The sequence below is a fragment of the Mucilaginibacter sp. UR6-11 genome (assembly GCF_020880695.1).
Taxonomy (GTDB): Bacteria; Bacteroidota; Bacteroidia; order Sphingobacteriales; family Sphingobacteriaceae; genus Mucilaginibacter.
On the sequence record NZ_JAJIWO010000012.1, the window covers coordinates 1 to 22501 of the forward strand.

Below are 22501 nucleotides of genomic sequence, written 5' to 3' on the forward strand. Positions count from 1 at the left end.
CCTACAAAAAGGGCTCAGAAGAATCTGAGTCGATGCATTTAGACGAGAAAAAGCTATATTCACAAATCACATCTGACAACTTTTAAAACCAAATAACTGTCAGATCAAGTAGTGGCTATTACATTTAATATAACCTTGCTCTTTCAATTTTCGGATCCGCTCATGAACTGTTGCGATGCATTTTCTTAGCTTAAAGCTACCTCTTTATGTTTTACCAGGACAAAAAACCCCTGTCAGTGTTTGACTTATAGGGGGGATGGTGATTTTCAGTGATCTAGCTGGGATTATTTTTTGAAGGCTTATGTCTCTATCTATCAATTAGTTAAGATTAATTCATTGTAATAGGTCACCGAAAAGGTCACCGATTTACTTTATACTTATTTGTATTTGTTTGAAATTGTTTAAGAACAAAATTAACGACCACAAAGTTAAAATTATCTTTTTAACTATCAATCAACTTGTTGTTACAATTTGTTTTGATTACCAATTATCAAATTTTGAAGCTGTGTTGCCCCTTTACACACGTCGTTATAACTTAAAATTTTGGCGTATTTGACCTCATAATTGCGCAATGACTTTTTTCAACTTAGCCTTCACTTCAAATGCGATTTTGTGTAGATCTTTGTTTAGGATTGCTTCCATGGATGCTACCGGATTTACAGCTGATACTTCTATTTTACCAGGCTTTTTTTCCTGTACGATGATATTACAGGGCAGCATGGTGCCGATTTTATCTTCGGCTAATAATGCCTTGTAAGCAAATGATGGATTACATGCACCCAGTATTCTATAGTTGTAAAAGTCTTCACCCAGCTTTTTCTTTAATGTCGCTTTGATGTCTATTTCATTTAAGACGCCAAACCCCTCTTTGTTTAATGCGTTCGTAACTCGTTGAATGACTTCTTCGAATCCTCCGGTTGTTTTTTTGTTGAAGTAGTATTTCATCTTGTTTGATTAAATGTGTTAGCATTTTCGAGAAACTACTGATCGCTATCAGGGCTAATTCAAGGTTAATACAACTGCTCTGTATGGCACTGGCAATTAATCGTTTTCCTCGCCGTTTCCAGCTTTATTAATTGGTGATACGGTATTTTTACCAATTTCTGTGTGTCTTATTTGTCCACCCAAATAACCTGTTCTTGCAATAATTCCAAATGCCGCCAGGGAGAGGAATAGCGTGATTAATGCGAATAACTTTGTTAAAGCGGAATTCCTGAACGTAACAAAAAGGCCTACCAATGAAACTAACCCCACAATGATCAGAGAAATTAAAGAAAATAATGCTGACTCGGCATGTTCCTCAATCAGGCTTTTAGATATTCCCTGGATGTGTTCCACAGTTTCTTCAGCCCCCTCACCCGTACCATAGGCTATTCCGGCTCCAAGCGCCGAAATGATTAAAACATTGTAAGCTGCAATTAAGGTCATATTGTTTTTCGTCCAAATCCCATGGATTAAAACAAAAGCACCCAAAACCGATCCAAAAATTGGCAGATGGGTTATTATTAAGTGAATGTGCGTCTGGTTCATAATCTTTTTCTGCTAAAGATTGGGTTATGCGAAGAGAGTTTAAATGATTGCAGTCAAATCGGAACTTGATTAATGTCACTATTAAATAACAACCTAAATATCAAATTCAATTCTTAACTGAATAAAGGTCTATTATGACCAATGTTATGTATGAATATGACGCGTATCATAGGAGTTTTTCAGATAAACAACAAGATTTGCCAGGTCCACCCTTAAAACTTGAGAACTATGAAAACGCTAATTTGGGGGGTTTTCTTGTTGACATTTATGTTTTCATGCAAGCCATCCATTAAAAAACAGGCTTCCGAATCGGCAGCTAAAACAGACGATTCGATTATGCAAATTGCCCGGAGGGCCTTTAAAATCTTGCCATCAGTTGCCGAAAGCAAGGATAATCCATTAACCCCGGCAAAAGTTAAACTGGGTAAGTTGTTATACTTCGATACCCGACTTTCGATGACGGGACAGAACAGTTGTAATTCATGCCATAACCTGGCAGCTTATGGTAACGATAATAAAATAACATCAACAGGGGATGCAGGTCAACAGGGAAGCCGCAATTCCCCTACCGTATTCAATGCAGCATTGCACAATATGCAGTTTTGGGACGGGCGGGCAAAGGATGTTGAAGAGCAGGCCGGTATGCCAATTCTTAATCCGGTTGAAATGGCGATTCCACACTCGGGCTTTTTGGTTAAAAGGTTAAGTTCAATTAAGCTATACCAGGATATGTTTACACAGGCTTTCCCAAACCAAAAAAAACCAGTAAACTATGCAAACCTGCAAAAGGCAATAGGTGCGTTCGAACGTACACTGCTTACGCCATCCAGGTTTGACAAATATATGGCTGGCGATAAGACCGCCATTAATGCTGAAGAGAAAGCGGGGCTTAAAGTTTTTGTTGAATCAGGCTGTGGCAACTGTCATTTTGGGGTTGGTATTGGCGGAGGAACCTTACAGAAGTTTGGATTGGTAACCGATTACCGCACTCTTACAGGGAGCAAAATGAACGACGAAGGACGGAAAAAGGTAACCAAGAACGAGGCAGACAAAGATGTGTTCAAGGTGCCTGGGCTGCGCAATAGTGCAGGCACTTATCCCTATTTTCATGATGGTAGTATAGCTAAATTGGACACGGCGGTAAAAATTATGGGTAAGGCGCAGTTAAATAAAAACTTAACCGATATAGAGATTAAAAAAATTGTCGCTTTTTTAAATTCTTTATCGGGAACTATAAACCCGGCAGATAAAACTATTCCCCAAGAACTCGTGAAAAACAGGAATTGAGATAGTCTTAATTCGGAAAGAGCCGTCAACTTTAAATAGTTAACGGCTCTTTTTTTAATTAAGCTTCTTAGATTATTAGGCCGGAATCACTTATCAATAAGGCCGTCCAGGTATTTATAAAAAGCTTTGTCAGTATAATCGGCACCGCCCTCGTGTCTGGCAACGACAACCCCTGTTTTATCTATAATCACGGTTGTAGGGATCGCTTCCGAAAGAAAGCCTTCGGGTGGCTCGCTTACCATATTATATACCGGCAGCTGGTAATTGTTTTTTTTCATAAAGGGTTCCGATTTGCTAAAATTACCATCCACATCAACCTCCAGTATCATCACTTTGCGGTTGCGTTTGTAACGGGCATACATTTCGTTTATGGATGGCATCTCTGCTATACACGGCGGGCACCAGGTAGCCCAAAAATTGATAAACAGCACTTTTCCTTTCTGGTCTTTAATATCGAAGCTTTTACCGTCAGCGGTTCTTAAAACCAAACCCGGCGCAAGGTTCGTACTGCCGTTTGCCCTTTGCTTCGGTTCAGTATTTTTAACCGGAGGCTTAAAAAAACCTATTTTCATCAGGCCCTGAAGCATGATCGCTTTTGCCTGTGGGCTTATAACTATTACAATCATTAATAAGGCCAGCGCGACAGTTGTCGCGTTTGACCAGGTGATTAGTTTCTTTTTCATGAATTTGATCTATTTAATTAGTGATGTTAACTTTTGTTCCTTCAGCCAGCTCTTCCGTGCCTGTTTTTAAAACTTTTAATTGTGTGGACACGTGGCCAAAGACTTCCTGAAGTGAATTCTGTTAAATTCTGGGCATGAAATAAAGACAAAAAATGAGAGATTTTAACGGCGAAGATCGTTAAGACAATTACTTAATCAGAAGCTTATCAAAAGATAAAGCGGAAAGATAATCAGATCAGGAAAATCCGGTTCCGGAGAAAGATCGGCGTAGATGCCATATAATAATTAGCAACGACCGGCACCGGATCAACACGAAAACTAAAGGCCCGGAATAGCAGCGTAAATAGCAGTGTAAACAGCGCCAGTGCGATAAAATCCGTGTTAACTGCCGGCTTATGCGTAATCGACTGCTTGAAAGTGATATACGAAATACCACAAAGCCCGCTGCTCACTGACCCAATTTGCTGAAGGCCTGCATATTGCTTTTCAGCGACGATTTTTACGTTCTGTTTTTGAAGCAGGTGCGTATTGGCAGTACTAAAAAAAAATCTTTTAACGGGACATAAGGCGGTAAACAGCACAAACAATACCAGTAACGCCAATGCGATACCTGGCCTTTTTTGATGAAACTTATTTTTCCCTCTTTGCATAATTTATTGCAAAAATAGCATTTTAACTGCGAATTCAATTTAAACTAAAGTTGTTATCCGTCATATACGCATATCACCTGACGATAAAGATCAACTCAACGCTTGACAATGGACATTTATTTAAAGTTCAGATTCTCTGAACTTTATTCCCTGATTAATTAAATCATTGATTTTTTGTGGGGTACCTGGCTGCAAATGAATAACCAGGTTAAACGCAATTACCAAACTTGCTTTTTTGTTCAGCATTCTGGCAAACGACATCGGCTTCTATCAGCCCTAAATATCTACTGCTATTAGCGTAGGTAACAAATGTTACCGTTTAGCTTTTTTGCTGAAAGTACTTTTGTTAAAAAATAAATTAATGAAGAAGATACAGCCTTTGATAAAATGGATAGGGTTCTTTTTGATAGGGATTGCCGGATTCCTTTCAATAGCGCAAGCACAGGACCTCCACCAAAAGCTAAGCCTTAATGAGGCCATTTCGGCAGCTTTGGCCAACAACAAAACTATTCGTCTGGCTGGTTTGGATGAGCGTATTGCACAGGCAAATTTCAACCAAACCCAGGCGGTCTTCCTGCCGCAGGTTGATCTCTCCTATACCGCGATGAGTACGAACAGCCCGCTCAATGCTTTTGGTTTTAAACTGCAGCAGCGCAGCATTACCCAAAATGATTTTAATCCTGCTTTATTAAATCATCCAGGTGCAACCCCGGACTACATGGCGCAACTGGAGGTTAAGCAGCCATTGCTCAATATCGACATGCTGTACATGAGGAAGGGCGCCGAAAAGCAAACCGAAGTTTACCGGTTTAAAACCCAGCGTACAAAGGAGTATATCACTTTCGAAACCACTAAAGCATTTTTGCAACTGCAGCTGGCTTATCAGGCAGAGAAAGTTTTGGCGGAAGCCGGGCAAACTGCGAGAGCAGTTTTTAAATATACCGATGACCATTTTAAGCAGGTACTGATCCAAAAATCGGACGTGTTGAACGCCCGGGTGCATGTTACTACGGTTGAAAGAAATCTGGCGAAAGCAAGAAGTGGTATCCTTAACGCTTCGGATTACCTAAGCCTGTTAATGGGCCGGCCGGCCGGGATAATTTACAACCTAAACGATGAACCTCAACCTGCGTTGCCGATTGCAGACAGCACGCAAAAAGTATTTGCTGCCCGTTCCGATTTTATGGCCATGCAAAAAGCCATTGAAGCATCCGGGCTAATGATCAAATCCGGCCAGATGAGTTATCTGCCTAAGTTGAATGCCTTCGGCAATTTTCAGTATAATGACAGCCGTTTAGCCGGTTTCGGTGCCAATGCTTACCTGGTTGGCATACAGCTATCATGGAACATTTTTAACGGGAATAAGACTAAACACGTAATCGCCACACAAAAGCTGGAGCGCGATAAACTTACCATGCAGTTAGCCCAGCAAACAGACCAAAGCCAGCTGGAACTGGATAAAGCGTACCGCGACCTTTCCGATGCACGGTTTGAAATGGCCCAGGATCGGGCAGCTATAGAACAGGCAGGTGAAGCTTTAAGGATACTGCAGAACCGGTACCAGCAAGGGCTGATCAATACCACCGACGTGCTGACCGCCGATACCCAATTATCCCAATTGAAATTTTCGCTTGCACAGGCACAGTTTACTGCAAATGTGACCAGCGCCTATATTAAATTATTAACAGCAACCACCACTAAATAACCGGTCAAGATATGAACTTACCTATCCATAAAAACAGCGCTTTACAATTATTTACCGGTATCGGTTTACTGATCCTTAGTGCCTGTTCCTCCAATGAAAAAAAAGCAATGCCAACCGGTGCAGATACCGCGATCCTGGTTACGGTAAGCCAGCCTTCTGCAGATGCCAAACAGGGATTAACGGTAAGCGGACAAGTAGAAGCCAGTCAAGCAGCCAATATCAGCACCAGGGTTATGGGCTATATCACGAAGATCAATGTCAAAGTGGGCGACCGCGTAAATAAAGGCCAGCTACTGGCTACGATCAGCAATGATGATATCCTGGCGAAACGGGCCCAGGCTGATGCGATGATTGCAGAAGCTAATGCCGCCGCGCAAAACGCGCAAAAGGACTATGACCGTTTTACCGCTTTGTATAAACAGCAAAGCGCCTCAGCCAAAGAACTGGACAATATTACACTGCAATACAGCTCGGCCAAAGCAAGATTGGAAGCCACGAAACAACAGCGGCGGGAAGTTAACGCGATGCTCAGCTATACTAACCTGACCGCTCCATTTGCCGGCACAGTTACCCAGAAAATGATGGATGCCGGCAGTATGGCTAATCCCGGTATGCCGCTGCTCACCATTGAACAAAGCGCCAGTTACCAGGTAAGTGCGTCGGTGCCGGAAAGTGAGATCAGTTTGATAAAGGAAAATGCACCGGCCACGATAAATATCGACGCTATTCATAAAGTAATTAATGGGAAAATAGCACAGATCGCCCAGTCTTCTCAAAGCAGCGGCGGCCAGTATATGATCAAAGTAAATATCCCCGATAATGAAAAGCAAGGCTTGTTCGCCGGGATGTATGCCAATGTAACTATCGCTGTAACACAAGGAGTAAAAACGGCTAATACCGGTGAACAAATCATGGTTCCGGTATCAGCTATTGAATATAAAGATCAGCTAACGGGTTTGTACACCATTGGTAGTAACCATACTGCCCTGCTGCGCTGGGTAAGGCTGGGCAGAACACAGGGTAATCAAGTCGAAATTTTAAGCGGACTGGCAGCAAACGAACAATTCATTGTAAGCGCAGATGGCAGATTGTATGACGGTGCAGCTGTTAAAATAAAATAAGGATATGAAAGACGGATTTGCAGGAAATATAGCTAAGACATTTATACAGTCAAAATTAACGATATTGTTAATGATCGCCTTTTTACTGATCGGCGGATACAGCACGTTCTTGATCCCGCGGGAGGAAGAACCCCAGATACAGGTGCCCATGGCTGATATTTTTATCGGCTACCCCGGCGCTTCGCCAAAAGACGTAGAAACCAAAGTCGCGGCGCCGATTGAAAAAATGATTTCGAATATCAAGGGCGTAGAATATGTCTATTCTACTTCCATGCAGGGACAGGCCATGGTAATTGCACAGTTTAATGTGGGCGAAGACGTGGAACGTTCATTAGTAAAGCTGTACAGCGAACTGATGAAAAACATGGACAAAATGCCGCAGGGTGTTACACTGCCATTGATCAAAACCAGGGCTATTGATGACGTTCCGGTGTTGGGCTTAACCCTTTGGAGCGATAAATACGACGATTACCAGTTGAAACAAATGGGCCAGGAGCTGGCTAATGAAATTAAGAAAATAAACGATGTGTCCGATGTCAATATCATCGGTGGCCGTAACCGCGAGGTAAAAGTGCTGCTGGATAAAAATAAGATGGCGGAAAGCCAGGTGGACTTTTTATCGCTGAGCAAGCAGATACAGGGCAGTAATATGCAATTGCCGGGCGGTACGCTGCTGCAAAAAGACACTGCCTTCTCCGTGGAGACCGGAAACTTCCTCACTTCATCAGATGATGTAGGCAATTTAGTGGTAGGCATTAACCAGCAGCAGCCGGTTTACCTGAAACAGATAGCCAAAGTTGCAGAAGGCGCTGAAACGCCGAATCAATATGTGCTTTTTGGCTACGGAAAAGCAGATGCTAAAAACCTCCAAACCTTTAAATCGAATTATCCGGCTATAACACTTTCTATCGCCAAGAAGAAAGGCGCTGACGCGATGAAACTGTCGGAACAGATCCTGGGTAAAGTGGAACATCTGAAAGCAAGCCTTTTGCCTAATGACGTTCACTTGACTGTCACCCGTAACTATGGCGAAAGCGCCTCAGACAAGGTTGGTGAATTGTTGTTCCACCTTTTTATTGCCATTGTGGTTGTAACGGTGTTTGTAATGCTGGCCATGGGTTGGCGCGGTGGTTTGGTCGTATTTCTTTCTGTACCGGTCACCTTTGCGCTTACGTTGTTTGCCTATTACTTTATGCATTACACGCTTAACCGGATTACGCTGTTTGCGTTGGTGTTTATTACGGGTATTGTGGTCGATGATTCTATCATTATTGCTGAGAATATGCACCGGCACTTTAAGATGAAAAAACTGCCGCCACTGCAAGCCGCCATCTATGCCATTAACGAGGTAGGTAACCCTACGATCCTGGCAACTTTCACTGTTATCGCCGCCGTATTACCAATGGCCTTCGTGTCCGGCATGATGGGGCCTTATATGAGCCCGATGCCGATCGGTGCTTCTATCGCCATGATCCTGTCGCTTATCGTTGCACTCACTTTAACACCATACCTGGGTTACATTTTTCTGCGCGAAAAAGAAAATCATGGTATTGCACACGGGGAAAACAAAACGAAATCACTGGAAGAAACCCGCATTTATAAAATATACCGCTCTTTCATCCAGCCTTTACTGGAAACCCGCTGGAAACGCTGGACGTTTATTCTCAGTACTGTAGTAATACTGTTCGCATCATTGTCCATGTTTTACACCAAAGCGGTCGCCGTTAAAATGCTGCCTTTTGATAACAAGAATGAGTTCCAGGTAGTGATCGATATGCCGGAGGGCACTACGCTCGAAAAGACACAAGCGGTTGCAAAAGACATTGGTTCCTATGTTTCCGGCCAGGCACTCGTGCGAAATTATGAAACATATATCGGTACTTCAGCTCCCATCAGCTTCAACGGGCTGGTGCGCCATTACGACCTTAGAAGAGGCGATAATGTAGCGGATATACAGGTTAACCTGGTAGATAAGGGCGACCGGAGCATTCAAAGCCACGGGATCGCTAAAGAAATGCGCGCCCCTATACAGGCTATTGCCCGAAAATATAACGCAAATGCGAAGATTGTGGAAGTGCCCCCGGGTCCGCCGGTACTGTCAACTTTAGTGGCCGAAATTTACGGCCCCGACTACCAGGAGCAGATAAAAGTGGCCCGCCAGGTAAAGGATTTGATGGTAAAAACCTCCAATGTGGTGGATATGGACTGGATGGTCGAAGATGACCAGCCGGAATATCATATCGAAGTAAACAAGGAAAAGGCCATGCGTTATGGCATAGCCACGGCACAAATAGCAGCCACTGTTAACGCAGGCTTGTCTGATATGCCGGTTGGCAACATTGCACAGCCCGCCGCTTATAATCAAACCGCGATTAAGCTGCAATTAAGCGATGCCGATAAAAGCAGCATAGATGATGTGCTGAATTTGAAAGTGATAGGTATGCAGGGTAATGCCATACCTGTAAAGGACCTGGTTACCGTGACCCGGCAGATCAAGCCGAAGAGTATCTACCGAAAAAACCAAAAGGAAGTGGTTTATGTACTGGGCGATATGGCTGGTGACCTGGAAAGCCCATCCTATGCGATCTCTTACGTTTCCGATCATTTAAAAACGGTTACCGTTCCCAAAGGGTTCACATTGAAAGAGGAATATACCCATCAGCCGGAACTGGAGGATAATTACAGCCTGAAATGGGATGGCGAATGGCAGATCACTTTCGAGGTATTCAGGGATCTGGGTATTGCGTTCGCGGTTGTGATCATTATGATCTATATCCTGATCGTAGGCTGGTTCCAGAATTTTATCGTGCCTTTGGTGATGTTAGCTGCAATACCGCTTTCATTGATAGGTATAGTACTTGGGCATTGGATGCTGCATGCGTATTTTACCGCGACCTCCATGATCGGGTTTATCGCCCTTGCAGGAGTAATGGTACGCAATTCCATACTCCTGATCGACTTTATAAACATCCGGCTGGATGAAGGCATCCCGTTAAAACAAGCCATTATTGAAGCAGGTGCGGTACGTACTACTCCGATATTATTGACTGCCGGTGCCGTTGCTTTAGGGGCGGTGATCATTTTGTTTGACCCGATCTTCCAGGGGCTGGCGATTTCGTTGATGGGCGGTACGGTTACTTCTACCTTCCTTACCCTGATCGTAGTACCGCTGTTATACTTTAAGATGATGCGTAAAAAAACATTAACCCCTAAAAAATCTGAGTCATGAAACTATTGGTAGTAACCTGCTTAAAAGAGTACCTGAAAGATGTATCAAAGCTATTCAAACAGTCAAATATTGATGTGTTCAGCACCAGTGAGATCACCGGGCACCGGGATAGCGCACCGTCCAGCCTTTTGGAAGACTGGTTTGCCAGCGGTGGTGAAGATGTTAACGCGATGATGATCTTCACCGTTATCAGTGAACAGAATGCTGAACAGGGGATTAAACTGATCGAAAATTATAATAAAACTATTGAGGGAAACTTCCCGATCAGGGCATTTATCATGCCCGTAGAAAAATTTATATAATCTTAAAGAACATGAAAGAACGAATCGTCCGTGCCGTTGCCGGCACCATGGTGTTAATCAGTGCAACGCTGGCTTATTCCGTAAATATTAGCTGGCTTTGGCTGGGGGTGTTTGTGGGGTTCAACCTCCTGCAATCCGCCTTTACAAGGTTCTGCCCGCTGGAGTTGATCTTAAAGGCAGCAGGCGTTAAAGATTAAAGATTGTATTGCCGGTCGTTTAGCAAATGCCCGGTGACTCCAATGAAAATTTTGCCTGTTAACGGTCATTTATCTTTCCTCAAAACCAGTATAAATTCGTCATTTACGCATCATATGGAACCGCACTATTATAATGTAGAAGTAAACTGGAATACCGAACGCAAAGGCGTTATGTGTTCTCCGGAATTAAGTAAAGAATCAGGGAATTGTATTGAAGTCGCAACACCTCCCGAGTTCCCAAAAGGCATGCCCGGGATATGGTCGCCCGAACATTTGTTAACCGCTGCGGTAAGCAGCTGTTTAATGACCACATTTTTAGCTGTCGCTGAAAATTCAAAATTGGCCTTCGTCAGTTTCCATTGTAAATCAGCAGGGAAACTGGAACAGGTGGACGGAAAATTCATGATGAGCGAAATTGTCCTTGAGCCGACGGTCACGATTGCCGATGAAAAAGACAGGGAAAGAGCGGAAAGGGTGCTGCAGAAATCAGAAACGGCCTGCCTGATCTCCAATTCCGTAAAATCCAAAATCACGATGGTCCCTACTATAATAGTTCAATAAAAGCGCATGAACTCATTGGTTGGCCGGAATGGTAACAGCGTGAGCCGGAACGAACCCGTTTGCTGCTGATTGATATTTCGCAGACCTTGGGCATGTGTAACCTTTGTTACCAACTCCCGGAATATCAGGCTTTATCTTTGCCTGCATGAACATATTCAAACAACTATTCGGTGGCGGGACAGCGCCCGACCTGGCCGGACTTATTAAAGAGAGAGCCTTTGTAGTAGACGTGCGCACCCCCGGGGAGTTTGCCGGCGGCCATGCCAAAGGCTCCGTCAACATTCCGCTGGATCAGGTAGTGGCTCAACTGTCTAAGTTTAGAAATAAAAACAATATTATCGTGTGCTGCCTGAGCGGCGGCAGAAGCGGGCAAGCAAAAACTATTTTGGAAAAGAACGGCATTACGAATGTTATCAACGGCGGGAGCTGGAATAATGTGGCTCAATACTGCTAACTTAGCTGCATGGATGAATCCGCAAACTTTGCTTTTCAATTTGAACCGGCCCTGATCCAGGAAATAGAGGAGTTTGGTGAATTACGGTCATTCAAAGACGGTGAACTCGTTATGGACTACGGAAAGTATATCCGTATGATGCCGCTTGTGGTAAAGGGCACTTTGAAGGTGTTAAAAAAGGACGATAACGGTAACGAGATTTTGTTGTACTACCTTTCCAGCAGTGAAACTTGTTCTATGGCCTATAGCTGTTGCCTGGAAGAAAAAAAGAGCGAGGTTAAAGCTATTGCCGAAGGTGACCTTCAAATTATTGCCATCCCTCATAATAAGCTGGATGAGTGGCTATGCAAATACCCGAGCTGGAAGAATTATATTATGCGGAGCTTTAATGAACGTTTCTCTGAAATGTTAAAGTCTATAGAAAGCATTGCCTTTCATAAACTGGACGACCGGCTCATCGCTTATCTGAAAGAAAGGAAAAGGCTATCTGGCTCCAGCGTGATCAAAGCTTCCCATTACCAGATCGCTGATGAGCTGGCCACCTCCCGTGTTGTTATTTCCCGGTTACTTAAGATCCTGGAAAATAATGGTAAGATCTTATTATACCGCAATGAGATCAAGTTGCTGCAGGACTTCGATTCTTAATTATTGTTTCTGATAAATAACCGGGACAATTGATCAAATAAGACCGGGATCATTTTTTATGTAACATTTGTTACCGATCAGGGCTTTCTTAACTGCTAATTTTAATAAAAAATACAGTTATGAAAAAGAACATGGGAGGTCTTGACCGTACGTTGCGGGTCCTGGCTGCAATAGCGATAATTGTTTTATATTACACTGGAATACTATCCGGCACGGTCGCAATAATTCTATTGGTGCTTGCTGCCGTTTTTATTTTAACCAGCTTCATCAGTTTTTGTCCCTTGTATTATCCTTTTGGGTTTACTACTAAAAAGCCCGGGAGGAATTAATTTCCTGATAAATTTGAAAGCTAGACGCAAAAAATTAACGATTGCTAATATCCTGAACGGTCTGTTGATCGTAGGCGTTTTAGCTTTGATTTTTAATCCAACTGCTAAGGCGATATTCATTCGCGGCTTAATGAAAATTGGTTTATTCCAACCCCAGTTATCGCGGCCTGCAAACGATAAAAAAGGCAATACCCTGCCTGATATCAGTTTTCAGGATGCTGACGGACGAATCTTAAATCTGTCAGATCAAAAAGGTAAGGTAATATTTATCAGTTTTTGGGCAACCTGGTGCCCTCCCTGTATTGCTGAGATGCCATCGATCAATCAATTATATATTCAATTCCGTGCCAATCCGAATATGATGATCATATCCGTGGATGGGGATAGCGATTTTAGAAAATCACTGCCTTTCATAAAAAAGAACGACTTCATTTTACCTGTTTACAAGGTCTTGGGACAAATAACTGAAAGCCTGCAGTCAAATACGATTCCGACTACGCTCATTATTGATAAGTCCGGCAGGATCGTCTTTCGGCACCAAGGCGCTGCCGACTATACGAATAAAGAATTCATCAAATATTTATCAGGCCTCAGTTTTGCTAAGCAGTAGCCGAAATAGGGTTGATTAAAATGACTTCCCGTAACTACAACAATTAGCTGCAAAAATGTTTAATATTTTCCAAAGTGATAAGCCAGACCTAAAGTGAATTACGCACCAAAAGTGTAGGGCAGTTCTTAGCGCCCTATTATTTATAATCATTGTTTTAATATATTTATATATAATTGTTTTGGTGCATTTATATATAATTGTTTTATTACATTTGTTTATAATTGTTTTATTACATTAAGTTAGAATGGCAACACCGAGAGAAAGACTGGTAGAAGCGCTAACGGTGCTAAAAGACCTACAGGACAAAGGCGTGAACGCGGTCCATACCTCCGAGATCCCGAAAAGCTCAATTCGTACACTGCTGGTAAAAAAAGGGTTTCTTAAAGAGATCATAAAAGGGTGGTATATACCGGTAGATCCTACAGAACGGCCGGGCGACAGTACTTCCTGGTATACTTCCTATTGGGAATTTTGCGTCAAATTCCTGGAGTATAAATATGGGGCGCAATGGTGCATCTCTGCCGAACAATCTTTACAGTTACATGCGGGTAACTATACAGTTCCCCTCCAACTGATCATAAAATCACCCCAAGCCAACAATACGCTGACCAATTTACCTTTTAACACAACTTTATTCAATCTTAAAGCAGAACTTCCTCAAGCAGGATTAAGAATGGAACAAAACGGGATTAGGATGTATACCCTTGCTGGAGCACTAATTTACGCCTCGGCCAATACCTATGCACGAAACCCGATCGATGCGCGAACGGCAGCTTCATTGATCCGGGATGCTTCTGAATTATTGCCGGTGCTTTTGGATAATGGTCATACCTCTATAGCAGGTAGACTAGCAGGCGCTTTCAGAAATATGGGACGCGACCGTATTGCTGACAATATTCTTGGGGCCATGCGTTCTGCAGATTATAATGTGCGCGAGTCCGATCCTTTTGTAGAGAAGATCGAAGTAAAATTGTCAAGCAGGGAAAGATCGCCCTATGCTAACCGCCTTCGGTTAATGTGGCAAATGATGCGTCCATCGGTAATCCGGCTGTTCCCCCCAGCCCCCGGGATACCTAAAGATAAAGAAGCTTACCTGAAACATATCGATGACGTTTTCATTACGGACGCTTACCATTCTTTGTCAATTGAACGTTACCGCGTAACACCCGAACTCATCGAAAGGGTGAGCAGCGGTACATGGGATAAAGATTCAAACCCGGAAGATCAAAAACAAAAAGATGCCATGGCGGCAAGGGGTTACTGGCAGGCCTTTCAAAAAGTGAAAGACACGGTCAGTTTGATCCTGAGTGGGAAAAACCCGGGTAAACAAACTGATACGGACCAACCTGGATGGTATCGTGAGCTTTTTTCGCCTAACGTTGCCGCGGGTATTCTGAAAGCCTCGGATCTGGCAGGTTACCGTAATAATCAGGTCTATATTACCAGCTCAAAACACATACCGTTGAACGTAGATGCCGTGCGGGACGTTATGCCGGTATTTTTTGAATTATTAGAAGAAGAACAAGAGGCTTCAGTACGCGCAGTACTGGGCCATTTCCTATTCGGTTTCATCCACCCTTATATGGACGGCAACGGACGCGTCGCGCGTTTTTTAATGAACGCAATGTTGGCATCGGGCGGTTATCCATGGACGGTTATCCCGGTAGAGCAAAGAAACGCCTATATGGCCGCGCTTGAAAAAGCAAGTACAGAACGGGATATTGAACCTTTTGCTAAATTTCTGGCCCATTTGGTGGAGCAGGAAATGAAGGGGAAACCCGAGGCTCGTCTTCCTAAAGAGGAATAAATCAATGTTGATCTGATAAAGGTCAGAAGCAAGTTCGTCATTATTAGTCCTCCAGATAAGCTCCGGTTATTATGACAAGCCCAACAATTTATAATTTATAATTTTTAAAAAATTATAAATTAGACGTAAAAATTTGCCTTTTCAATCGAAAAAGCTTATTTAGAGTTAACAATTTGCATAAAGGAGATTCGTTTAGCAGAAACTTCCAAAATTCCCTGTTGATCAAATATTTTTTCTTCCAAAGCCTTCATGTTATTGCTAGTTTATCGCTTAGTAATTTTGGCATATTTTTGAGTTGAGCGAAGATCTTATGCGCCGGCATCTTTTAAAGTTAAACTTGATATCACAATTTGTGATATCAGGTTAGATTAAGATACTTTTAATAGACCTTGCTCGCTAAATATCCTGCTTTCAAGCGCCTTCATGTTATTACTAATCTTTCGCTTGGTAATCTTAGCATATATTTGGGTTGATCGCATATCTCTGTGACCTAATAACTTTGCCACTGTTTCCATTGGTACGTCATTTTCCAGAAGAACGGTGGTTGCAAATGTATGTCTTGCCGTATGTGTAGTAAGTTCTTTATTAATTCCGCAAATCGTTGCAACCTCTTTGATATAGGCATTATATCTCACATTACTATTCACAGGAAGCAATTTGTTTTCGCTTACACAGTAAGGATGGTTTTTGTATTTTTCAATAATTGCTAACGCGATAGGCAACAATGGAACGGTTTCTTCTGCGCCTGTCTTTTGCCGGTCTTTAGTAATCCAAAGCTTGCCGTCAAGGCCCTTAAAGACATTTGATGGTTCAAGATTATAAACCGTTTCATAGGCATAACCCGTAAAGCAACAAAACACATAAACATCGCGCACCTCTTCAAGCCTTACAAGGCTTATTGGCTTCTCATACATATTAATGAGTTCGTGCATTTCAAGCGTTTCTCTTTCCGGGTCAACATAAGTACATTTAAAACCGGATATAGTATTGTGTTTAATCCAACCTTCAGCAATAGCGCGGTCAATAATTTGTTTTAATGTTTTGACATACTTCATTGCTGTATTATCTCCGATATCTTCCATGGTCAGATAATGAAAGAAATTTACCGCTAAAGCCATTTCAATATCTCCTAATGGGATATCCATCAGCTTGTATTTCTTTTGTAAGAATGATTCGACCTTTTCTTTAAGCCGTTCATACCTCGCCAAAGTGCCTTTGCTGGCCTTTTTTTTGTTTACACGTTCCTCGAATTCGTCATTGTGGAGCTTGAAGGCCTGCATTAGTGTCTTCTGTGGCACTTCCTTTGGCATATAAGCCTCTTTGATCATTGTGGCTGTGATTTTGTCATGGACGGCAGCAAGCTGGTTATAATGCCGTTCCAGCTCTGCTCTTGTCTTGGCAATATAACTGTTGATTAATTTACCGTCCGGGCATGCCCAGGTTGCGCTTGCTGTTTCTTCATCCCAGTAATCAGGATGAATCTTCTTACCGGAAGAAAAACCATCACGGTCACCCTTCACCGTAATGCGTACATAGATAGGGGCCATACCATCCTTACTTGTTTTCTGGCGCCACAGCCAGAATAAAATCGAAAGATCTTCATTTACTTTCATAATCTTTTTTTTAGCGTTAAATCATGGTCCTTCAAGCTGAAAATCAATGAGATATAACTAAAACTGACTAAAATTCGGTAACCTAATTTCGGCAAAAGGAATAGGTTACCGAATAGGTTACCGATTACTTTGCGTTGTTTTGATCCGTATTGAGTATGAAAAGTGCCTTTAAACGAAAAAAAGCCACTATTTCTAGTGGCTTTAGTTACTTTAAGACGGTTTGATGTACTTTCAGTGATCCCGCTGGGATTCGAACCCAGGACCCCAACATTAAAAGTGTTATGCTCTACCAGCTGAGCTACGGAATCATTTACCGTTTCCGGTTAAAGTGGTGCAAATATAGGACTATTTAGCTATGCGCACAAGCCTTATTTAAATTTATTTTTAAGATTTATTAAGCGCTTCATTTACAGTATACTAAAATTTAAGAATTCCTATTTTTCCGTCATCTCCAGCTAACAATGTCAGTTTTCCATGTTTTGCTTTACTACAAACATTATAGCTTTCATTGTTAATTTTGATCCAGTTTTTGCCACCATTTATCGTAATATTTGTACCCGGAGTGCCGGTTGACAGAAAGATATTGTTTTTTATAAATGTTACACATGACTGGTAACCAGAAGGAAAGGTATTTGATAAGTGCCAGGTTAAGCCTTTATTTGTCGAATAACACGCGGTTGAATCTTGTCGTTTATCTTTTTGGTAATCGCCGCCAACAACAATTAGCTGATTTTTCCCCACTGCTATAGAAAATGCGCCCTGTGTGTTTTTACCGTGGATAATAGGCAGGCGGTGGCGAGTCCACCTGCTACCTTTTTTTTGAAGTGTAACTAGGTCTGCTAAACTTCCACCTGTCACAACAGCAAATAATTTATTAATTACTAAACAAGTTCCGCTTGCAGCGAAGGCAGCCTGATTCTGGATTGCCTTAGCGCTGTTATATATGCGCCAGTTATTACCGCCATCTGTGGTTTCCATTAAAAAAAACTTGCCGTTAATAGGGTCGCCCATAACAAAACCGTGTTTCGGACTATCAAAATCCATCGCATCTAAAAAATACGTGCTGTCCGTATTATGATAATTAACTTTCCAGTGCGCTCCACCATCAATAGTCTTTAATATTAACGCGGGTGTCCCCGAGCTAATTATAATTGCTTCTTTATCCGAAAAAGCTTCGATGTCTCTGAAGTCCGATTTTTCAAAACCCGTAACTTGCTGCCAGTTCCATGTTTTGCCGCCGTCAACCGTGTTCGCAATATGACCCTTACTACCGCTGATCCAGGCTGTGTTATCATCAACAACAGATAGTCCGCGTATGCTGGTTGGCTTATTTTGCTGTAAAACTTCGATGTGTTGAGCCCTTGCAGTAGAGGCAAATAATACTGTACTTAATATTGTAAGAAGTAGTATTTTATTTGTGATTTTATGCATGTTTATTATAAGCTAATAGTGCTAAATTAACGGGTAGCACTATTTTCTGCAAAGTAGGTACACTTTTATATTTATTTTAACAGGATTAAATTATATTTGTGCCCTGTTAATAAGCCCGGATGGCGAAATTGGTAAACGTTGCGGTCTCAGAAGCCGTTGAGAATTGTCTCTTGAGAGTTCGAGTCTCTCTCCGGGCACATTCATTTGACAAGAAAAAGTAAGATTCTATCTTACTTTTTCTTTGTTTTTAAGCAAGCCCGGGTGGCGAAATTGGTAGACGCACCATCTTGAGGGGGTGGCATTCGTAAGGATGTACGAGTTCGAATCTCGTTCCGGGCACTTATCAGGCAGTTACTTTATATTGATGTTGATAATACCATTCTAATAAATATACGCCATCACTCCAGCTTAATTGTCCATCTGCCGCGACTTGTGCAACAATTATGGATAGATTATGCAAAAATGCGCTTTTCATATCGCCATCCAAGCTTTGCAAAACATCAACGGCACATAATGTTAACTGTGAAGGATCTGTTATATCCCGACAGCTGTCGGCCAGTTTTAGTTCGCTTAAAATAAAGGGAATTTTGGTGGATAAGGCTCCTTTAATTTATCAGGGTTGGTTAATTTTAATTTATAACCACCTTCAACTGTTTCGTCGGCAGCATTACGTTCAGCGTCAGTTAAAATCAAGCCATTCACTGCTCCAAACAATTCAATTGATGAATCGCCTGATTTATAATTGTTTATCGCTATTGCTTTAACCCGGCCATAACCCATAGCCATTAACTGCGTTTTTACATCAGTTGATAAGCCGGCGATATTGAAGTCTATCTCCTCAGTGTAACGCGGACCTACCTGTGTTTTGGTAAGTTTTGATGTGGTATTAAAACTATTGTTTGTGCCCTCAAACTTGTAGATCTTGGCTGATGTTACTGCTGCGATACCTGTTACAATTAAAGGGTTTATGGTATCATAGGTGAGTGTAACATCGCTTTCATTAAACAGGTAGATAATATCTTCTATCCCCGAAGTTATAGGCTGATCTGTACCCAAGCTAAAGCCTGCATTTATTTTATTGTAAATTGACATGTGTGGATTTTAATAATTAGTGAATAAATGATTGAATGGATTAGGCCGATAAGTAAAATAATTCGTTAGCGAATTTGAAGTTTACCGCTGCTTTCATACGGGCTTTCATGCGCACCACGTTGTCATTGGTATATGGTTTCATATAAACTGTTGATAGTTCTGAAGCATCGCCCAATAAATCAACTCCTAAAAACAAGTTTGAAGAACGTGCACCAAGGATGGTGTTTGCCTGCCAGTGGTTCATCAATTGCAGGGGCACGCCCAGGTAATCCATTTTCTTGCTATCAGTAAATGCATTTAGTACATTAACTGCTTTGTTGGCCTGAGCCTGTGCATAAGCGTAACCTACGTGGAAAGGGATCTGCAGGTTAAAATCATCCTGGCTTCTGTCTGCCGGGTCAAGCTGCGCATAAACGCCGGTTAATACATCAAGTACATTGCTGGCATTAATATAGCTTACTGTAGCCGCGCTTGCGGTGCCTGTAAACGTTGCCGGCTTGCGGGTGTTTACTTCATTATAATTACGCACCAATTTAAAGGTAGTGGCGCCGGCAACCTGGATAAAATAAGACTGACCCTGTACATCAATACCGCTGCCGCCGTTAGTAGTGTCTTTGAGAGTGCCGGTTACCCCGGTAATGGTAACTACATCACCATCTGATAAAGTAGCGGTACTTGATACCGTTACCACACCACTGACATTTATAGCAGTAGCGGCCATTGATGTTGCCGGTTTACTCAAACCAACTTTATAAACGCCGGATGCGGTGGCAATTGACGGTAGTAAGCCTGTAAAGTCTGAGGTAAATGTTGCCTCTTTAGTTGACGCTTTTCCCAGCCAATACAAACGCTCGTTTGCTATTTGGATTTTGGTTAAATAGCGCTGAACCATAAAGTCAGACAGGTCAACCACGCCTTCATAATCCATAAAGGCGCCGGGCTTAAGGCTTTGGGCTTCCCATGATTGGGCCAGTTTGTCCCATTGTTCCTGTTTCATAAACTCGTATACTACCGGGTCCAGGTAGCTTTCAGTTTGTTTGGCGGTTGTGCCCTGGTCATTAAACAGGCCTGATGGGTCTTGCAGTATAACGTCGTCATCAACGTCAAGAATGATCTTGCGCGATTTTACGTCGTTAATTACGGTTAGTAAGCCACGCTTTACCGAGTCGGCCTCTAAAAGCGTGCTGGCCATAAATCCTGCCAGCGCTTCGCCGGCATAAGTGTTGTTTGTAAATGTAAATTGAGCCATTGTTTGTATAAGAGTTTGTTTTTATTTAATGAGTATCAGGTCGCAAGTATCAGGTATCAAGTATTTTAAGGATGTCTTAATACTTAATACTAACTACTTCCTACTATTTTGCTATTGCTTTTTTTACTGCGTTTTGAGCCAGCGTAGTTTGTGGTGCAAAAAACGGAGAGGTTTCGCTTTTTGCTTTGTTGCTGCGTTTTGATCCTTCGGGACTGAAGTCTGATTTTATTTCATTTCTAACCTCTTCATTTGTTTTTTTAAGGCGATCATTAGCAGTTTCAAGCGCGGCCCTGGCTTCGGAAAGTAGTTGGTTTTGTGCATGCAATTTGGCTTTGATCTCTAAAACCTTGTTTTGTACATCGCCAGCTTTTGCACCTTTAAATTTGCCGGGTAGTTGATCATCCACTTCGGTATCATCGTCATCAGTTCCCGGTATTATTTTTTCAACCTGGCCACCTTTTACATCAATTTTTTCGCCTGTTGATGTAGTGTAAGTGTCGGCAGGTGCGGGGTTGGTCATATCCTCATCCTGGTAAACCTCTGTACCTTCTTCCATTTCGCCGGCATGATGCAGTGTACCCTTGTCTGTAACCGTTTGTTTGTTAATCACTTTCTTAAAGAAGTTCATAATCTTATCTAAAACCGAAGTTGTTTTTTCGATAAGGTCCTTGTTTTCGATGTTCATATTGCTGTTTTTGTTTAAGATTTTATTGATATAGCGTTGATAAAATACAGGTGCGGTGCTGGTATAATTTTTAATGATAGTGCTGTTAGTGATAGTGGCGTTATAGTCTTCTATCTCGTCAACAAAACCCAGGTCAAGTGCCTGGTCTGCAGATAACCAGGTGACGGCGTTAATTAAACTATTAACGGTAACGCCGTCCAACCCGGTCTTGTCCATGTAGATCTGCGCCAGGCGCGATTGCACTACATTTAACATCTGCACATCCTTCAACAGTTCGTCGGCATTACCACCGCTGCCAACCATAGGTTTGTGGATCATGAGCAGGGCGTATTTGCTCATCACTACTTTTTTACCGCCCATTGCCACTATTGAAGCAGCCGAAGCGGCCAGCGCATCAATGTAGGTTGTTACATTGCCGGTATATTTCTTTAACAGATCATAAATGGCGATGGCATCAAACGCGCTGCCGCCTACCGAGCTAATGTGAACTTCTACATCCTGCCCGGCCGCTGCTTCCAGCTGACATTGAAGATAAGAGGATGATAAACTACCGGAACCTATGCAGTCGGTATCCGTGTCATATAAATAGATTTTGTAACTCATGTTTAGCTGTGAAATATTAGATTTGAGTATAGAGATTACTTTGGCTTCTGAACCGCCGGTTAAGCTAGTCCATGTATTTCGCTGATTGAATTTCTGCGAGGGTTGATATAAATTATGTCCGGATGATTGAACAATACAAATATCGGGGTTATTCTTTTTGGTAATGGTGACGTTGGTTTGTCAGTACTTCTTTTCTTATTCTGAACGTAGTGAAGACCTTGTCTGATTTGCAGGGGCTACAACTGGTGTAGCAGAGATATGGCTTTAAGATTCCTTGCTCGCGCTTAGAATGATAAACTAACAATACAAATATCGGGACAATCCCTTTAGTAAATGGTGACGCTACTTTGTCAGTGCCAGGCAAATGATTTTTATGCTGATTGGCATATATCAAAGGTAGAAAAACTATTTTGTTGTGATGGTGACACTGGTTTGTCAGTATCGGTAAAACAGTTTAAAGCACGCCAGATGGTGCGTTCATCTTTTTCAAATTTAACTTCTGCCTCCAGTACCGCCTGGTTCTTACTGATACCACGCGTTTTAACCTGCGCCTGTACCCATAGATAGATCTCGCGGTAGATAAAAACCTTGGTGGTAATGAATCCAGCCTTGTACATGGCCGAAAATATGCCCTCGTCAAAGAGCGCGTTTGCAATTTTTATATTCATTTTTAGTTTCAAGTATTTAGTATCAGGTATCAAGTATTTTTGGGGTAGTA

Annotated in this window: 22 protein-coding genes and 3 tRNA genes; 14 read left to right on the forward strand and 11 right to left on the reverse strand. The window is 42.2% G+C overall.

Annotated features, from left to right (window positions below):
* Positions 1-558: 558 nt before the first annotated feature.
* Both LJ658_RS19700 and LJ658_RS19705 read right to left on the reverse strand, forming a co-directional pair.
* Entirely contained in the window at positions 559-945 is a 387-nt protein-coding gene (locus LJ658_RS19700) for a DUF302 domain-containing protein (RefSeq protein ID WP_230548273.1), read from the reverse strand.
* Between the two features lie 96 nt (positions 946-1041).
* Positions 1042-1530: a hypothetical protein gene (locus LJ658_RS19705; protein WP_230548274.1), complete on the reverse strand. Its 489-nt coding sequence runs from the start codon at positions 1528-1530 to the stop codon at positions 1042-1044.
* Between the two features lie 228 nt (positions 1531-1758).
* Here LJ658_RS19705 and LJ658_RS19710 point away from each other — a divergent pair, with 228 nt between their 5' ends.
* The gene (locus LJ658_RS19710; RefSeq protein WP_230548275.1) at positions 1759-2817 is read left to right on the forward strand and encodes a cytochrome-c peroxidase; all 1059 of its coding nucleotides are present in this window, start codon (positions 1759-1761) and stop codon (positions 2815-2817) included.
* Between the two features lie 86 nt (positions 2818-2903).
* Here LJ658_RS19710 and LJ658_RS19715 read toward each other — a convergent pair whose 3' ends face one another.
* Both LJ658_RS19715 and LJ658_RS19720 read right to left on the reverse strand, forming a co-directional pair.
* Positions 2904-3500: a TlpA disulfide reductase family protein gene (locus LJ658_RS19715; RefSeq protein ID WP_230548276.1), complete on the reverse strand. Its 597-nt coding sequence runs from the start codon at positions 3498-3500 to the stop codon at positions 2904-2906.
* A 230-nt stretch (positions 3501-3730) separates the two neighbouring features.
* On the reverse strand, positions 3731-4150 hold the full coding sequence (locus tag LJ658_RS19720; RefSeq protein WP_230548277.1) for a hypothetical protein: 420 nt from the start codon (positions 4148-4150) through the stop codon (positions 3731-3733).
* 361 nt (positions 4151-4511) lie between these two features.
* Here LJ658_RS19720 and LJ658_RS19725 point away from each other — a divergent pair, with 361 nt between their 5' ends.
* The 11 genes from LJ658_RS19725 to LJ658_RS19775 all read left to right on the forward strand — a co-directional run bounded on the left by LJ658_RS19725 (position 4512) and on the right by LJ658_RS19775 (position 15110).
* A complete protein-coding gene (locus LJ658_RS19725; protein ID WP_230548278.1) occupies positions 4512-5855 on the forward strand; it encodes a TolC family protein in 1344 nt (447 codons plus the stop codon).
* A gap of 11 nt (positions 5856-5866) precedes the next feature.
* Positions 5867-6976 (forward strand): efflux RND transporter periplasmic adaptor subunit, encoded by a 1110-nt coding sequence (locus LJ658_RS19730; RefSeq protein ID WP_230548279.1) that lies wholly within the window; start codon positions 5867-5869, stop codon positions 6974-6976.
* A 4-nt stretch (positions 6977-6980) separates the two neighbouring features.
* Positions 6981-10205, forward strand: a complete 3225-nt coding sequence (locus LJ658_RS19735; RefSeq protein WP_230548280.1) for an efflux RND transporter permease subunit — start codon at positions 6981-6983, stop codon at positions 10203-10205.
* On the forward strand, positions 10202-10507 hold the full coding sequence (locus tag LJ658_RS19740; protein WP_230548281.1) for a hypothetical protein: 306 nt from the start codon (positions 10202-10204) through the stop codon (positions 10505-10507). The genes LJ658_RS19735 and LJ658_RS19740 overlap by 4 nt, the downstream gene beginning before the upstream one ends.
* Before the next feature lie 11 nt (positions 10508-10518).
* A complete protein-coding gene (locus tag LJ658_RS19745) occupies positions 10519-10704 on the forward strand; it encodes a DUF2892 domain-containing protein (protein WP_230548282.1) in 186 nt (61 codons plus the stop codon).
* Positions 10705-10818: 114 nt separating this feature from the next.
* Entirely contained in the window at positions 10819-11265 is a 447-nt protein-coding gene (locus tag LJ658_RS19750) for an OsmC family protein (RefSeq protein WP_230548283.1), read from the forward strand.
* 145 nt (positions 11266-11410) lie between these two features.
* Entirely contained in the window at positions 11411-11719 is a 309-nt protein-coding gene (locus LJ658_RS19755) for a rhodanese-like domain-containing protein (protein WP_230548284.1), read from the forward strand.
* A gap of 9 nt (positions 11720-11728) precedes the next feature.
* On the forward strand, positions 11729-12364 hold the full coding sequence (locus LJ658_RS19760; RefSeq protein ID WP_230548285.1) for a Crp/Fnr family transcriptional regulator: 636 nt from the start codon (positions 11729-11731) through the stop codon (positions 12362-12364).
* Positions 12365-12495: 131 nt separating this feature from the next.
* Positions 12496-12693: a DUF2892 domain-containing protein gene (locus LJ658_RS19765; RefSeq protein WP_230548309.1), complete on the forward strand. Its 198-nt coding sequence runs from the start codon at positions 12496-12498 to the stop codon at positions 12691-12693.
* Positions 12659-13303 (forward strand): TlpA disulfide reductase family protein, encoded by a 645-nt coding sequence (locus LJ658_RS19770; RefSeq protein ID WP_230548286.1) that lies wholly within the window; start codon positions 12659-12661, stop codon positions 13301-13303. The genes LJ658_RS19765 and LJ658_RS19770 overlap by 35 nt, the downstream gene beginning before the upstream one ends.
* A gap of 244 nt (positions 13304-13547) precedes the next feature.
* On the forward strand, positions 13548-15110 hold the full coding sequence (locus LJ658_RS19775) for a Fic family protein (protein WP_230548287.1): 1563 nt from the start codon (positions 13548-13550) through the stop codon (positions 15108-15110).
* A gap of 368 nt (positions 15111-15478) precedes the next feature.
* Here LJ658_RS19775 and LJ658_RS19780 read toward each other — a convergent pair whose 3' ends face one another.
* From LJ658_RS19780 to LJ658_RS19790, 3 genes are all read right to left on the reverse strand, one after another.
* On the reverse strand, positions 15479-16723 hold the full coding sequence (locus tag LJ658_RS19780; RefSeq protein ID WP_230548288.1) for a site-specific integrase: 1245 nt from the start codon (positions 16721-16723) through the stop codon (positions 15479-15481).
* A gap of 235 nt (positions 16724-16958) precedes the next feature.
* Positions 16959-17031 (reverse strand) — tRNA-Lys (locus LJ658_RS19785).
* A gap of 109 nt (positions 17032-17140) precedes the next feature.
* Positions 17141-18154 carry a YCF48-related protein gene (locus LJ658_RS19790; RefSeq protein ID WP_230548289.1) on the reverse strand — a complete coding sequence of 338 codons (1014 nt, stop codon included), beginning with the start codon at positions 18152-18154 and terminating at the stop codon, positions 17141-17143.
* A gap of 113 nt (positions 18155-18267) precedes the next feature.
* Here LJ658_RS19790 and LJ658_RS19795 point away from each other — a divergent pair.
* Positions 18268-18351, forward strand: a tRNA-Leu gene (locus LJ658_RS19795).
* Between the two features lie 58 nt (positions 18352-18409).
* Positions 18410-18493, forward strand: a tRNA-Leu gene (locus tag LJ658_RS19800).
* Positions 18494-18724: 231 nt separating this feature from the next.
* Here the strand turns inward: LJ658_RS19800 and LJ658_RS19805 are convergent.
* From LJ658_RS19805 to LJ658_RS19820, 4 genes are all read right to left on the reverse strand, one after another.
* Positions 18725-19246, reverse strand: coding sequence for a hypothetical protein (locus tag LJ658_RS19805; RefSeq protein ID WP_230548290.1), 522 nt, complete (start codon positions 19244-19246; stop codon positions 18725-18727).
* Between the two features lie 40 nt (positions 19247-19286).
* On the reverse strand, positions 19287-20495 hold the full coding sequence (locus tag LJ658_RS19810; RefSeq protein WP_230548291.1) for a hypothetical protein: 1209 nt from the start codon (positions 20493-20495) through the stop codon (positions 19287-19289).
* Positions 20496-20598: 103 nt separating this feature from the next.
* Positions 20599-21783, reverse strand: coding sequence for a head maturation protease, ClpP-related (locus tag LJ658_RS19815; protein WP_230548292.1), 1185 nt, complete (start codon positions 21781-21783; stop codon positions 20599-20601).
* Positions 21784-22154: 371 nt separating this feature from the next.
* The gene (locus LJ658_RS19820; protein ID WP_230548293.1) at positions 22155-22451 is read right to left on the reverse strand and encodes a hypothetical protein; all 297 of its coding nucleotides are present in this window, start codon (positions 22449-22451) and stop codon (positions 22155-22157) included.
* Positions 22452-22501 lie beyond the last annotated feature (50 nt).

What these genes read in the sequence shown, in the direction of transcription:
- LJ658_RS19735 (WP_230548280.1), top strand. Translation starts at nt 6,981, where the DNA reads ATGAAAGACGGATTTGCAGGAAATATAGCTAAGACATTTATACAGTCA.
- LJ658_RS19755 (WP_230548284.1), top strand. Translation starts at nt 11,411, where the DNA reads ATGAACATATTCAAACAACTATTCGGTGGCGGGACAGCGCCCGACCTG.
- LJ658_RS19790 (WP_230548289.1), bottom strand. Translation starts at nt 18,154, where the DNA reads ATGCATAAAATCACAAATAAAATACTACTTCTTACAATATTAAGTACA.
- LJ658_RS19760 (WP_230548285.1), top strand. Translation starts at nt 11,729, where the DNA reads ATGGATGAATCCGCAAACTTTGCTTTTCAATTTGAACCGGCCCTGATC.
- LJ658_RS19705 (WP_230548274.1), bottom strand. Translation starts at nt 1,530, where the DNA reads ATGAACCAGACGCACATTCACTTAATAATAACCCATCTGCCAATTTTT.
- LJ658_RS19740 (WP_230548281.1), top strand. Translation starts at nt 10,202, where the DNA reads ATGAAACTATTGGTAGTAACCTGCTTAAAAGAGTACCTGAAAGATGTA.
- LJ658_RS19780 (WP_230548288.1), bottom strand. Translation starts at nt 16,723, where the DNA reads ATGAAAGTAAATGAAGATCTTTCGATTTTATTCTGGCTGTGGCGCCAG.
- LJ658_RS19700 (WP_230548273.1), bottom strand. Translation starts at nt 945, where the DNA reads ATGAAATACTACTTCAACAAAAAAACAACCGGAGGATTCGAAGAAGTC.
- LJ658_RS19815 (WP_230548292.1), bottom strand. Translation starts at nt 21,783, where the DNA reads ATGAGTTACAAAATCTATTTATATGACACGGATACCGACTGCATAGGT.
- LJ658_RS19805 (WP_230548290.1), bottom strand. Translation starts at nt 19,246, where the DNA reads ATGTCAATTTACAATAAAATAAATGCAGGCTTTAGCTTGGGTACAGAT.
- LJ658_RS19710 (WP_230548275.1), top strand. Translation starts at nt 1,759, where the DNA reads ATGAAAACGCTAATTTGGGGGGTTTTCTTGTTGACATTTATGTTTTCA.
- LJ658_RS19715 (WP_230548276.1), bottom strand. Translation starts at nt 3,500, where the DNA reads ATGAAAAAGAAACTAATCACCTGGTCAAACGCGACAACTGTCGCGCTG.
- LJ658_RS19750 (WP_230548283.1), top strand. Translation starts at nt 10,819, where the DNA reads ATGGAACCGCACTATTATAATGTAGAAGTAAACTGGAATACCGAACGC.
- LJ658_RS19820 (WP_230548293.1), bottom strand. Translation starts at nt 22,451, where the DNA reads ATGAATATAAAAATTGCAAACGCGCTCTTTGACGAGGGCATATTTTCG.
- LJ658_RS19810 (WP_230548291.1), bottom strand. Translation starts at nt 20,495, where the DNA reads ATGGCTCAATTTACATTTACAAACAACACTTATGCCGGCGAAGCGCTG.
- LJ658_RS19720 (WP_230548277.1), bottom strand. Translation starts at nt 4,150, where the DNA reads ATGCAAAGAGGGAAAAATAAGTTTCATCAAAAAAGGCCAGGTATCGCA.
- LJ658_RS19730 (WP_230548279.1), top strand. Translation starts at nt 5,867, where the DNA reads ATGAACTTACCTATCCATAAAAACAGCGCTTTACAATTATTTACCGGT.
- LJ658_RS19725 (WP_230548278.1), top strand. Translation starts at nt 4,512, where the DNA reads ATGAAGAAGATACAGCCTTTGATAAAATGGATAGGGTTCTTTTTGATA.
- LJ658_RS19745 (WP_230548282.1), top strand. Translation starts at nt 10,519, where the DNA reads ATGAAAGAACGAATCGTCCGTGCCGTTGCCGGCACCATGGTGTTAATC.
- LJ658_RS19765 (WP_230548309.1), top strand. Translation starts at nt 12,496, where the DNA reads ATGGGAGGTCTTGACCGTACGTTGCGGGTCCTGGCTGCAATAGCGATA.
- LJ658_RS19775 (WP_230548287.1), top strand. Translation starts at nt 13,548, where the DNA reads ATGGCAACACCGAGAGAAAGACTGGTAGAAGCGCTAACGGTGCTAAAA.